Source organism: Nonomuraea sp. NPDC050202 (assembly GCF_040656115.1).
Lineage (GTDB): Bacteria > Actinomycetota > Actinomycetes > Streptosporangiales > Streptosporangiaceae > Nonomuraea.
This window is the reverse complement of record NZ_JBFALF010000001.1, coordinates 448,501-460,996: the sequence shown is the minus strand read 5'-3', so window position 1 is coordinate 460,996 and position 12,496 is coordinate 448,501. Positions and strand designations below refer to the sequence as shown.

Here is a 12,496-nt window from a genome sequence, read left to right as displayed (position 1 = left end):
TACCTTCCCTGGTCACTGTCCGGCGCGCGTACGCACCGTCGGCGCGGCGGAGCCTGTGGCAGGAATCTTCTTGCTCTTGATGGCGAACGTCATCACATCCTTGAACACGGGGGCCGCCAACTGCCCGCCGAAGTGGCCCTTCTTCGGGTTCTGCAGCACCGACAGCACCACCAGCCGCGGCTTGTCGGCCGGGGCGAACCCGACGAACGAGGCGGTGTAACCGTCGTAGCGGCCGAGCTCGGCGTCGTACCGGTTGGCCGTGCCCGTCTTGCCCGCCACCCGGTAGCCGTCGATGGCCGCGAGCTGGCCCGTGCCCTCCTCGCCCACCGCGCTCTCCAGCATGGTCGTGATCTCCTTGGCCGTCGTCTCGCTCACCACTCTGGTCTGCTTACCAGCAGGAGCCGGGACGAACCTGCCCGTGGCGTCCGTCGTGCCCGCCACGATCTGCGGCTCGATCTTCACGCCGCCGTTGGCGATGGTCTGGTAGACGCTCGCCATCTGCAGCGCCGTCACGGAAACGCCCTGCCCGTAGGCGACCGTGCAGCTCTGGCTGCCCGACCACTTGCGGTAGTCGGGCAGCAGGCCCGCCTCCGCGCTGGGCACGCCGCCGCCCGGCGTGGAGCCGAACCCGAACGCCTTCAGCATCTCGTACAGCTTCTGGCTGCCGACCTTGCGCGCCGCCATGACCGTGGCCACGTTACTGGACTGGGCCATCGCCTGGCGGAACGTCAGCGCCTCCACCTTGTGCGCGTGGGCGTCGCGCAGCACCTGGTCGGCGCACCTGATCCGGTCGGGCACCTGGTAGACCGTGTCGGGCGTCACCGCCTTGGCCTCCAGCGCGGCGGCGGCGGTGATCACCTTGTTGGTGCTGCCCGGCTCGAACACGTCCGCGGCGGCCTTGTTGACGTATCTGGACTCGGGGGCCTTGCGCCAGTTGTTCAGGTCGAGCTCGGGGGCGTTGGCCATGGCGACGATCTGGGCCGTCTGCACGTCCATGACGATCACGGTGCCGCTGTCGGCCCCGGACTTCTGCACCTGCTCGCCGATCGACTTCTGGGCGGCCCACTGGATGTCGCGGTCGATGGTCAGCCGCACGTCCTGGCCGTCGACGGGGGCGGTGCGCTGGCTGCTGGTCATCGGGATGCGCTGGCCGTCGCGGCCGGTCTCGACGCGCTGCTCGCCGTCACGCCCGGCCAGCAGCGAGTTCCTGGCCTGCTCCATGCCGCCCAGGCCGTTGCCCTCGTCGCCGACGAACCCGATCAGGCTGCCCGCCAGGTCGCCCGCCGGGTACAGCCGCTTGTAGGTCTTCTTCGTCGACAGCGCGGGCACGCGCGCCTGCAGCAGCCGCGTGGCCACGACGGGATCGACGTCCCTGGCCAGGAGCTGGTAGTGGGTGCCGGTCCTGGCCAGCTTGGCGACGATCTCCTGCTCGTCCTTGCCGAGCTGCTGGGCCAGGACCTTGGCGATCTTCGCGCGCACGTCGGCCGGCACCTTGGAGGGGTCGATCGACACCTCGCGGGCCTCGACGGTGACGGCCAGGTCGTGGCCGTTGACGTCGGTGATCGAGCCGCGCTTGGCCGGGATCGTCTCGGTGTGCCGGCGCTGGTCGGCCGCGGCGGCCTCGTACACCTTGGAGTCGAGGCCCTGCATCTGGATCAGCCGCCCGGCGAAGATCGACAGGATGAACGTCATGCCGATCAGGCCGAAGTTGATCCGCCTGCGCGGGCTGCCCAGCCGCAGCACCAGCGGCGGGCGCGGCGGCCTGGGCGGCGGCCTGCGCGGGCCTCTGGGCGGCGGCACGTCCCCGCCGCGCCGGGTCACCCGCTCGCGCGCCTCCGGCCGGGAGCTCCCCGGCTGGGCACGGCGCTGCGGCCCTGCCTCACGCCGCGCGCCCGCCCCGCGGGCCGCGGCGCCTCCGGAACCGGCGCCCCCGGACGCCGCGGGCCGGTCGCCCGCGCGACCGCGAGAACGCTCGTCCCGCCCCTGCACGCGGCCCCTGAGCCGCTCGTCGTCCTCAGCACCCCGGGGGCCGCGCCCCCTGGGCCGGTCGGTGTCCTCGCGCCCCTGGGCGCCGCGCCCGCGCGGGGGGTCGCCCTCGTCGCGCCCTCTCGGGCGCTCACCGTCGCGGGGCCTCCTGCGGGTATCGTCCCCGGCCTCCGGGCGCGAGCGGCCGCGGGCGCCGTCGTCCCGGGTGCGGGGACGTTCGCCGTCGGGCTGCCGCGAGCGGCCGCGGGCGTCGTCCGCAGGCTCCTGCCGGGAGCGGCCGCGCGCCTCCTCGCCGGGGTCACGCCCTGCCCGGCCGCGCGCGTTGTCGCCGGAGTCCCGCCCCGGCCGGTCGCGGCCGTCGTCGCGGCCGTCGTCGCGCCCGAACGTGTCACGTCCGAACGGCAGGTCGAGAGGGTCGCGCGGGCGTCGCGGCGGGTTCTCCGGCGACGCCGGACGGGCCGCCCCGTCAGAACGGCCCCCGTCAGAACGGGAGGCGCCGCCCTGGCGCCCCGCCCGCCCCGGACCTCCCGGCGTACGACGAGCGGCGCCTGGCCCTCCCTGAGAGCCGGCGCCGCCAGCGCCGCGGCCGGGACCCTGCCCCCTGCCGCCTGAATCCCTCACCGCTCCGTGTCCACCCGGTTCGCCTGGTCGCCGGCGCTGCTCCAGCTGTCGACCTCGTCCCAGTTGCGGCCGTAGCCCTGCTTCTCGGCCAGGTCGGCGATGACTCCGGGCTGGGTCTTGCGCTGGTACTCCTGGTCGATCTGCTCGTTCTGCAGCCGCGCCTCGGCGATCTGCTTGCGCAGGGTGGCGTCGGTGATGGCGTCCTGGGCGAGCATGGTGTTGAGCAGCAGCAGGCTCACCAGGCCGCCGCAGAGCAGCCCGACGACGAGCAGCACGAACGGCGCCCGCTGCCGGCGCGCGGGACCGCGCCGCGCCGCGGGACGGCCCGCGGCCGCCTCGGCACGCGAGCGCCCGCCGACCGGCCGCTTGGCGGCGGCCTGGTCACGCACCCGCTCGACGACCGGTGTCCCGCGGCCCGTGCCCCGCGCCCGCTCAGCGGCCGGCGCCTCGCCACCGGCGGCCTCACGCACCCGCTCACCCGTCTCACGAACGGCGGCACCGCGCACCCGGCCGGCGGCCTCACGCACCCGCCCAGCCGTCTCGCGAACGGTGGCACCGCGCACCCGCCCAGCGGCCTCACGAGCACCGGCGGCGCCGCGCGCGCGGCCGGTGGCGGGCGCCGTGCCGTCAGCCTCGGCCCGCGCGCGCTCGTCGGCCGGCCGCCTGCCGGCGGCCTCGGCGCGGGCCCGTTCGGCGGCCGAGCGCTTGGCCTCTGGCTCGTGCCGCGTGTCGGGACGGGGACGCGGTTTGGGCTGGTGCCCCGTCGCCGAGCGGCGCGTGCCCGTCTTGGGCACGGCGCGGCGGCCGGGCGAACCCTTGCCGGTCTCCTGCTCAGTCGTCAACACGGATCCTCTCTGCCGCCCGTAGCCGGGCCGAGGCCGCCCGCGGGTTGCGGGCGAGCTCTTCGTCGCTTGGGAGCTCCGCTCCCCTCGTCAACAGGCGGAACCTCGGCTGGTGAGCCGGTAGCGGGACGGGCAGCCCGGGAGGACTGGTGTCCCTGGTTCGCGCCGTGAGGGCCTGCTTGGTGAGCCGGTCCTCGAGTGAGTGGTAGGAGAGCACGACGACTCTCCCGCCGAGCACCAGCGCGTCGAGGGCCGCAGGGAGCGCCGCCTCCAGGGCGGACAGCTCCGCGTTCACCTCGATGCGCAGCGCCTGGAAAGTCCGTTTGGCCGGGTTGCCCCCGGTGCGCCGGGTCGCGGCGGGGATCGCCTCTCGGACGATGTCCGCCAGCCGCTTCGTAGACGTTATTGCCTCTTTGGCCCGTTCCTTGATGATCAGCCCCGCGACACGCGGGGCGAATCTCTCCTCGCCGTAGTCGCGCAGGATGCGCGTCAGCTCCGCGGCGCTGTAGGTGTTGACCACCTGCTCGGCCGTCAGCTCCTGCGAGGTGTCCATGCGCATGTCGAGCGGCGCGTCGTAGGAGTAGGCGAACCCGCGCTCGGCCTCGTCGAGCTGGGGCGAGGAGACGCCCAGGTCGAACAGCGCCCCGTTGATCGCGGTGCGGCCCGTGCGGGCGAGCACGTCCGCCAGGTCCTCGGAGGAGGCGTGGACCAGGGTGATCCTGTCCGCGTACGGGCTGAGCCTGCGCGTGGAGAAGTCGATGGCGAAGGGGTCGCGGTCGATCCCGATCAGATGCAGCCCTGGGTGGGCGGCGAGCAGGGCCTCCGAGTGGCCACCGAGGCCGAGGTTGGCATCGACGACGACCGGATCGGGCACCGAGAGCGCGGGGCCCAGCAGCTCCAGAACGCGCTCGAGCAGCACCGGAACGTGACCGCCCGTGCCGACGTCGTCACTCATCTCCAACCCCCCTCTCGCGTCCTTGCTCGCGGATGACGCGTTCATCGATCGTTCGCCGGTCCTTCCCTGGGTCCCCACCCGGAGCCGCCCGGCCAGGTCCCCATCCGCACCCTCTTCGTGGACGCCCGCCATCTGACACCGGGGAAGGTGCATCAGCTGGCGGACAGTGGTTGCGGGTGGAGACCTCGCCGAACGACATCACCGACGGATCGACCGTGGTCACTACAAGATCCCTGGCAGCACCTCCTCCGACAGCTCGGAAAACGCCTGCTCCTGCGCGCTGAGATAGGTGTCCCAGGCCTGTGCGTCCCAGATCTCCAGCCGGGTGTTGGCCCCGATGACGACGCAGTCACGTTCCAGCCCCGCGTACTGGCGGAGGCTCTGCGGGATCGTGATGCGCCCTTGCTTGTCTGGTTTCTCGTCGGACGCGCTGGCGAAGAAGACGCGGCTGTAGTCACGCACCGCCTTGGCGGTGACCGGGGCGGTGCTGAGAGCCTCGGTTATGCGCTGGAACTCCTCCACGGGAAACACGTAGAGGCATCGCTCCTGGCCTTTGGTGATCACAAGACCCTCCGCCAGCTCCTCACGGTACTTAGCCGGCAGGAACAGCCGTCCCTTGTCGTCCAGACGCGGTTGATGGGTGCCGAGGAACACCGGCCCCACCTCCCGTGCCTCGTGAAGCGCTCAGCGCTGGTGCACCGGGCCCTCCACTGCGCACCACCATACTCCACTTCTCCCCACCGTCAACTGATTCGAACCGTCTTCATCATCAGTTTCCGTTGCGTTACCGCAGGTCAGAGCGATGGAGTGGGGTGGGGGGCGGGGCGCGGGGGGTCAACCCTCATGGGCGTGTCGAGGGTTCGAAAGCCCGTGGAAATAGGACCTGGAGGGGCCGGGGAGTCGCCGGGTGGTGGAAAGTGGGGCGCTCCGCGGGGTCCGCTGTGTCACTGGATTGGCACTGCCATGCCACAAGAACAGGAACTTTGCCGGTGTTCGCTGGAATATCCGCAAATGTCGCTCAAGAACCCGCAGCGTCGTAGGGTCGTACAGACAATGGAAAAGGAATGGCATGGCTCCCGCAAAGGCACCGTACCGGGACAGCCGTCGCACTTCTCATGGAGGCCTGGTGGCAGTAACCCATGACGTCCCTCCCCAGCTCGACGAGCTGGTCTCCACAGCCCACCGGATTCGGCTGGCCATCGAATCGGTGATCGAGGGCAAGAGCGATGCCGTCCGCCTCACGCTGACCGTCTTGCTCGCGGAGGGCCACCTCCTGATCGAGGACGTGCCGGGTGTCGGCAAGACGATGCTCGCCAAGGCGCTCGCCCGCTCCATCGACTGTCCTGTGCGCCGGGTCCAGTTCACCCCCGACCTGCTGCCCAGCGACATCACCGGAGTGAGCGCCTACAACCAGCAGACCAGAGAGTTCGAGTTCAAGCCGGGGCCCGTCTTCGCCAACATCGTGGTGGGCGACGAGATCAACCGTGCCTCTCCCAAGACGCAGTCGGCGTTGCTGGAGTGCATGGAGGAGCACCAGGTGACGGTGGACGGGCACACGTACCAGCTCGACGCGCCGTTCATGGTGATCGCCACCCAGAACCCGATCGAGATGGAGGGCACCTATCCCCTGCCCGAGGCGCAGCGCGACCGCTTCACCGCGCGCGTCGCGATGGGCTACCCCGAGCCGACCGCCGAGCTGGAGATGCTCGACGTGCACGGGGGCACCTCGCCGCTCGACAAGCTCGAACCGGTGGCGACGACCGCCGAGGTGCGCGCGCTGATCGAGGCCGTACGCGGCGTCTACGTCTCCCAGGCGGTCAAGAAGTACGCCATCGACCTCGTCGTGGCCACCCGTCATTCCCCCGACCTGCGGCTGGGCGCCTCCCCCCGGTCCACGCTGCAGCTCGTACGCGCCGCGCGGGCACACGCGGCGCTGGCCGGACGCGACTACGTCATCCCCGACGACCTGCAGGACCTGGCCATCCCCGTGCTGGCGCACCGCCTGCTGCCCAGCGTCGAGGCCCAGGGGCAGCGCCGCCTGCCGGAGCAGGTGGTGACCGATCTGATCAGGCGCGTTCCGGTGCCGGAGACCCGCTGATGGATCCCCAGCGAAGCGAGAACCTCCAGCGAGGTCCCGGTCCCGGGCCGGGGGAGACACAGTGAGAGCCGGGATGCGGGCGCTGACGTCCAGGGGACGGTCGTTCCTCGCGTCCGGGATCGCCGCTCTGCTGATGGCGTTCCTGCTGGGCGAGAACGACCTGTTCAGGATCGGCGTCCTGGTGACGGCGCTGCCGCTGCTGGCCGCGATGGTGGTGGCGCGGACCCGCTACCGGCTGAGCTGCGCCAGGCGCCTGGACCCGCCGAGGGCCGAGGTGGGCGGAGAGGCCACCGTGACCCTGCGGCTGGAGAACGTCACCAGGCTGCCCACCGGCCTGCTGCTCATCGAGGACACGGTGCCGTACGCGCTGGGCGTGCGGCCCCGGTTCGTGCTGGACCGGGTGGAGCCGCGCGGCGTGCGGGAGATCGACTACCGGGTCCGCTCCGACCTGCGCGGCCGGTACACGATCGGGCCGCTGTCCATCCGCATCGCCGACCCGTTCGGGCTGGTGGAGCTGACCCGCTCGTTCACGATCAGCGACACGCTGGTGGTGACGCCGCACGTCGCGGCGCTGCCGCACGTACGGCTGTCGGGTGAGTGGACGGGCGGCGGCGACAGCAGGACCAGGAGCGTGGCGGCGGCCGGCGACGACGACGTGGCGCCGCGCGAGTACCGCCAGGGCGACGACCTGCGCCGGGTGCACTGGCGTTCGACTGCCCGCTACGGCGAGCTGATGGTGCGCCGCGAGGAGCAGCAGTGGCAGAGCCGCGGCGCGCTCCTGCTGGACACGCGCAGGCACGCCCACCGCGGCGAGGGCCCGCGCTCGTCGTTCGAGGTGGCGGTCTCGGCCGCGGCCTCGATCGGCGTGCACCTCGCCCACGAGGGCCTCGGCCTGCGACTGGTCACCGACCAAGGCGCCGAGCACCTGACCGACTCCGGCCTGAGCTACTCGCTGCTCGACACCCTGGCCATGGTGCGGCACAGCCCGGCCCGCTCCCTGGAGATGGGCATCTCGGCGCTGCGCTCGGGCGGCGGCGACGGGCTGATCGTGGCGGTGCTGGGCGCGATGGACGCCGAGGAGGCCAGGGAGCTGGCCAGGCTGCGGCACAGCGGCATCACCGGCGTGGCCGTCCTGCTCGACGTGAGCACGTGGGAGAGCCGCGACCGGGCCGCCGAGGAGAACCACCAGGCCGTGCAGACCGTGCTGGCCGGGTACGGCTGGCGCATCGTGAACCTGCCCGCCGGCACCTCGATCGCGTCCGTGTGGCAGGACGCCGCCAACCGCGGCAGGTACGCGCTCAACCCCACGGGAGGGGCGGCATGAGACTGACGATCGCCTCCGGAGTGGCCGCGTTCACCGCGGCGCTCCTGCTCTCCCCGCTCTTCCAGGGCGGCGGCTGGTTCTGGACCTCGCTCGGCGCCGTGCTGGCCGTGGTGGCGGCGGGGCTGCTGAGCAGCCGCCTGTCCCTGCCCGCGTGGGCGGCGCCGCTGGTGGGCGTGGCCGCGACGTGGATCTACCTGACGGCGGCCTTCGCCTCCGAGGAGGCGTGGGCGCTGGTGGTGCCCACCAAGGGATCGGTGGTGGAGCTGGCCAGGCTGCTGGGCGTCGGCTGGGCCGACATCCAGCGCTTCGCGGCCCCCGTGCCGGAGACCGAGGGCATCACGCTGCTGACCGCCGGCGGCGTGGCGCTGATCGCGATCGCCGTGGACCTGCTCGCCGCGCGGGTGCGGCGAGCGGCTCTGTCGGGGCTGCCGCTGCTGGCGCTGGCCACGGTGCCGGCGACGATCCTGACCGAGCCGGTCAGCTGGTGGGCGTTCATCGTGGCCGCGCTCGGCTTCGTCAGCCTGCTGATCGCCGACGGGCGCGAGCGGGTGGGCCACTGGGGCAGGGCGGTGCTGGTACGCCGCACACGCCAGGCCACGTCCGGCGCACCGGCCGGTGGCGGCGCGCCGGCGGACACCAGCGGCCTGCGGCTGTCGGGCAAGCGCATCGGGTTCGCCGCGATCCTGCTGGCCGTGCTGCTGCCGGCGGCGCTGCCGGCGATGGAGCCGGTGTCGTTCTTCACGTTCGGCGTGGGCGGGCGCGGCTCGGGGCCCGGCAACTCGATCAGCATCCCGAACCCGATCGCCAACCTGAAGGGACAGCTCGACCTGCCGCAGCGGCGGGTGGTCCTGTCCTACACCAGCTCCGACAACAAGCCCCGCTACCTGCGGATCTACGCGCTGGACACCTTCGACGGGCAGCAGTTCGGCATGACGCAGCCCAAGGGCGCGCCGGAGAACAGGACGGAGAACGGGCCGCTGCCCGAGCCGCCGGGGCTCGGCCCCGAGGTGAAGATCAACAACGTCGTCACGAACGTCCAGATCAGCGACGAGATCGCGCGGCTGCAGTTCCTGCCGCTGCCGTACCCGGCGCGGGAGATCAGGGTGGACGGCGACTGGCGGGCGGACGTGGACACGCTCATGGTCTTCTCCACCCGCGAGGAGGCCGCCGGCATCGACTACGACGTGATGACGAGCGAGCCGGAGCCGACCGCGGACCTGCTCGACTCCTTCGACGGCATCAGGCCGGAGGTGGACGAGCGCTTCCTCGCCCTGCCCGACGGCCTGCCGCCGGAGATCAGGAAGCTGGCCGAGGACGAGACGGCGGGCGCCAGGACCAGCTACGACGCGGCACTGAAGCTCCAGGAGTTCTTCACCAGACCGGGCAACTTCCAGTACGACCTGCGCACGCAGGGGCACAACAGCTCGGCGCTGCGCAACTTCCTGATCAGTGACCGGGTCGGTTACTGCGAGCAGTTCGCCGCGTCGATGGCGGTGCTGGCCAGGATGGTGGGCATCCCGTCTCGGGTGGCGATCGGCTACACGGGCGGCGTGCAGGTCGGCGACCGGTGGGAGGTGGGCACGAACGACTCCCACTCCTGGCCGGAGCTGTACTTCGAGGGCGTGGGCTGGCTGCCGTTCGAGCCGACCCCGTCGGGGGCGGCCGGTCAGGGCAGCGCGATGGTGCCGGCGTACGCGGAGCCGCGGCCGACGCCGACGCCAGGGACGAGCAGCACGCCGACGCCGGGGGCGACCAGCTCCTCCGCCGACGAGCCGCAGAGCCCGACGGCCCGGCGCAACATCCGCGAGCTGGACCGTGAGGGCACGGTCGCGACCGGCGCGCTGCCCCCGGACGACTCGATGCCGCTGATCGGCAAGATCGGCATCGGGGCGGCGGCGCTGGTGCTGGTCCTGCTGATCCCGGCTGGCCTGCGGCTGATCACCAGGAACCGGCGGGTGCGCAGCCTCGGCTGGAAGGTGTCGCAGCCCTCCGACGAGCTGACGGCCAGGATGGTGTCGGGCCGCGACCAGGTCACGGTGGCCGCCGCGTGGGCCGAGCTGGACGACGTGCTGTACGACTACGGCATGGCCCGCGAGACCAGCGAGACCCCGCGGGCGCTGGCCCGGCGGCTGACCCAGCAGTACGAGTTCGACGCCGGCTCGGCGGCGGCCATCACGGCCATCGCCTCGGCGGTCGAGCGGGTGCTGTTCGCCCGCGACCCGGGCCGGATCGAGCCCATGAGCAAGGACCTGCGCAAGGTGCGGCAGGCCCTGGCGGCCACGGTGTCACGCGGCCGGCGGGTACGGGCGGTGCTGCTGCCCCCGTCGACGCTGCGCCGGCTGCGGCTCCTGGGTGAGCGGCTGCTGGACGGGTTCGACCTGCTGGAGACGATCAGGCTGCGCCGGACGGCGACCCAGAAGGGCGGCTGAGGCACAGGACCTGGCGTGCGAATGGCGGTCGTCCCCCTGGGGGGGCGACCGCCATCTGCTGCTGGGGGCGCTCATGCGCCGGCAGGCGAGTGGAGCGCGGGGGACGGCCGGTGCGGGCGTGCCGTCGGGGCCCCGTCACTCCCCGGCGGGCAGTGCCCGGCCGTCAAGATCTGCAGAGAGCCATGGCGCCGCCGAGGAAGCGGACGGTGCCGTCGGGGGTGGTGCGGCCGGCGCGGCGACGCCGGAACTCGCGAGGGCGCGGCGCGCCGAGCCCCGCCTTCACACCGACCGCACATGCGGCCGTCCCCGTGAGGGGGCGGCCGCACGCCGTCGGTCTGCCGGTCGGGTCAGCGCTCGTCGTGGCGACGGCGCCAGCGCTCTTCCATGCGCTCCATGAAACTGCCCCGGTTTCCCCTGCGGGCCTGCTTGCCCGGAGGAGGCGCCGCGCCTGCGGCGGGGGCGGAGTCACCGAACCCGTTCATCTTTTTCCAACTCGACAGGCCCCACAGACACGCGGCGAGCATGACCACGAAACCGCCGACGCCGAGCGGGATCAGGGCAGCGCCACTCAACACCACGCCGACCATCATGGTCACGACACCGACAGCAAAGCCGATGGAGGCCTTGATGAGGCGACGCTTGTAATGGCTGCGCGGGTCGCTGATCCTTACGGTGTTGGCCCACTTCGGGTCCTCGGCGTAGAGGGCCTGCTCGATCTGGTCGAGCAAGCGCTGCTCGTGCTCAGAGAGCGGCACGGCGCCTCCCAAGGACAGCCCCAGGACGGGGAAGACGGCAACGGACGACACGGGGTGTCCGAACCTCGCGGTCGGTTATCCCCAGAATACGAGGCTGTAGACGTAGGCGAAAGCAAACGTCCAACGCAGACCAAACCGGAGGTGACGTCATGGCTCTATTGTGGACCATCTCGCCCCCCTTCCCCCAAAATCCTGACACGGACGCCCCCAGCATGTCCGCACATCGAACGTCATGTCTCTATTTCATCAAGCTTGCCACGTACAAGCGACGCCGGGAGCACCGCATCGGGTCCGAATCTTCGGATCGCCTTGTCCATGGCCTGCTCTGCCTCGCGCCACCCGGTCTCCTTCTCCCCCAGAGCGAGCTGGCGGGTGGCCTCGTCTGCCGGCCGCAGGTTCTCCATCCGGACCCCCACCAGGCGCAGCCGCACCCGGTCGAGCCCGGCCGCCTCGAACAGCTCGCAGGCGGTGGCGTAGATCACCTGTGCCACGTCAGTCGGCTCACGCAGCGTGCGCGAGCGGTTGATCGTGGTGAAATCGGCTCGGCGTAGCTTCACACTTACAGTTCTTCCCACGTGACCGGCCTTACGCATGCGGGCCGCCACCCGCTCCGACAGACGCAGCAGCTCCCGCTTGATCACTTCGGGGTCGTCGACGTCGGCCGCGAACGTCTCCTCGTTGCCGATGCTCTTGTCGGGCACGTGGGCGGTCACGGCCCGCTCGTCACGCCCCCAGGCCAGCGCCGCCAGATGGGCCCCCACGGCCTGCCCCAGCTCCCGCTGGAGCGTGCTGGACGGCACTCTGGCCAGATCTCCGACCGTGCGGATGCCCAGGCGCACGAGGGACTGCTCGGTGCGCTCGCCGACCCCCCACAGGGCCGACACGGGCAGCGGGTGGAGGAAGTCGACGACCTGGTCGGCGGGCACCACCAGCAACCCGTCGGGCTTGCACTGCTTGGAGGCGAGTTTTGCCACGAATTTGCTGCTCGCCACGCCGACGGAGCACGTGATGCCGTAGCGGTCGAGGACCTGCTCCCTGATCATGGCCGCCACGGAGGCGGGCGCGCCGAGCCGCCGCCGCGCGCCGCCGACGTCGAGGAACGCCTCGTCGGACGCGATCGGCTCCACCAGCGGGGTGACCGTATGGAAGATCTCCATCACGCCCTTGGAGACCTCGGAGTACTTGCCGTGGCTGGGCGGGATGATCGTGGCCTGGGGGCAGAGCCGGCGCGCCCTGCTCATCGGCATCGCCGAGTGCACGCCGAAGGCCCTGGCCTCGTAGGTGGCGCTGAGCACGACGCCGCGCCCCGCGGGCGAGCCCACGATCACCGGGCGGCCGCGCAGCTCGGGACGGTCGAGCAGCTCGACGCTGGCGAAGAACGCGTCCATGTCGACATGGAGGATCGGGCAGCCGCTGTCATCGACCCCGGTCCGCGGAGCGGGGCCGATGCCGGTGATCTGCTTGCGAGACACGCCTCCGAGTCTAT

General features: G+C 72.0%; 9 protein-coding genes. 3 read left to right on the top strand and 6 right to left on the bottom strand.

What is annotated here, in order from left to right:
- Positions 1–12 precede the first annotated feature (12 nt).
- The 4 genes from AB0I79_RS02350 to mraZ all read right to left on the bottom strand — a co-directional run bounded on the left by AB0I79_RS02350 (position 13) and on the right by mraZ (position 5,058).
- The gene (locus AB0I79_RS02350; protein ID WP_357866007.1) at positions 13–2,607 is read right to left on the bottom strand and encodes a penicillin-binding transpeptidase domain-containing protein; all 2,595 of its coding nucleotides are present in this window, start codon (positions 2,605–2,607) and stop codon (positions 13–15) included.
- Positions 2,604–3,449, bottom strand: coding sequence for a hypothetical protein (locus tag AB0I79_RS02345; protein ID WP_357866006.1), 846 nt, complete (start codon positions 3,447–3,449; stop codon positions 2,604–2,606). The genes AB0I79_RS02350 and AB0I79_RS02345 overlap by 4 nt, the downstream gene beginning before the upstream one ends.
- Positions 3,439–4,404: a 16S rRNA (cytosine(1402)-N(4))-methyltransferase RsmH gene (gene rsmH / locus AB0I79_RS02340; RefSeq protein ID WP_357866005.1), complete on the bottom strand. Its 966-nt coding sequence runs from the start codon at positions 4,402–4,404 to the stop codon at positions 3,439–3,441. Before rsmH ends, AB0I79_RS02345 begins: the two co-directional genes overlap by 11 nt.
- A 222-nt stretch (positions 4,405–4,626) precedes the next feature.
- On the bottom strand, positions 4,627–5,058 hold the full coding sequence (mraZ, locus tag AB0I79_RS02335; RefSeq protein WP_185106715.1) for a division/cell wall cluster transcriptional repressor MraZ: 432 nt from the start codon (positions 5,056–5,058) through the stop codon (positions 4,627–4,629).
- Between the two features lie 472 nt (positions 5,059–5,530).
- Here mraZ and AB0I79_RS02330 point away from each other — a divergent pair, with 472 nt between their 5' ends.
- The 3 genes from AB0I79_RS02330 (at position 5,531) to AB0I79_RS02320 (ending at position 10,255) form a co-directional block, all read left to right on the top strand.
- A complete protein-coding gene (locus AB0I79_RS02330; RefSeq protein ID WP_357866003.1) occupies positions 5,531–6,502 on the top strand; it encodes a MoxR family ATPase in 972 nt (323 codons plus the stop codon).
- 61 nt (positions 6,503–6,563) lie between these two features.
- A complete protein-coding gene (locus tag AB0I79_RS02325) occupies positions 6,564–7,826 on the top strand; it encodes a DUF58 domain-containing protein (protein ID WP_357866001.1) in 1,263 nt (420 codons plus the stop codon).
- Positions 7,823–10,255: a transglutaminaseTgpA domain-containing protein gene (locus AB0I79_RS02320; RefSeq protein ID WP_357865999.1), complete on the top strand. Its 2,433-nt coding sequence runs from the start codon at positions 7,823–7,825 to the stop codon at positions 10,253–10,255. Before AB0I79_RS02325 ends, AB0I79_RS02320 begins: the two co-directional genes overlap by 4 nt.
- Positions 10,256–10,602: 347 nt before the next feature.
- Here the strand turns inward: AB0I79_RS02320 and AB0I79_RS02315 are convergent, their stop codons facing one another.
- Both AB0I79_RS02315 and AB0I79_RS02310 read right to left on the bottom strand, forming a co-directional pair.
- The gene (locus AB0I79_RS02315; protein WP_357865998.1) at positions 10,603–11,010 is read right to left on the bottom strand and encodes a DUF3040 domain-containing protein; all 408 of its coding nucleotides are present in this window, start codon (positions 11,008–11,010) and stop codon (positions 10,603–10,605) included.
- Between the two features lie 230 nt (positions 11,011–11,240).
- Positions 11,241–12,482, bottom strand: a complete 1,242-nt coding sequence (locus AB0I79_RS02310) for a DNA polymerase IV (RefSeq protein ID WP_357865996.1) — start codon at positions 12,480–12,482, stop codon at positions 11,241–11,243.
- Positions 12,483–12,496 lie beyond the last annotated feature (14 nt).

Excerpts from the sequence above, each read along its gene's own strand:
- AB0I79_RS02320 (WP_357865999.1), top strand. The coding sequence starts at position 7,823 with ATGAGACTGACGATCGCCTCCGGAGTGGCCGCGTTCACCGCGGCGCTC.
- rsmH (WP_357866005.1), bottom strand. The coding sequence starts at position 4,404 with ATGAGTGACGACGTCGGCACGGGCGGTCACGTTCCGGTGCTGCTCGAG.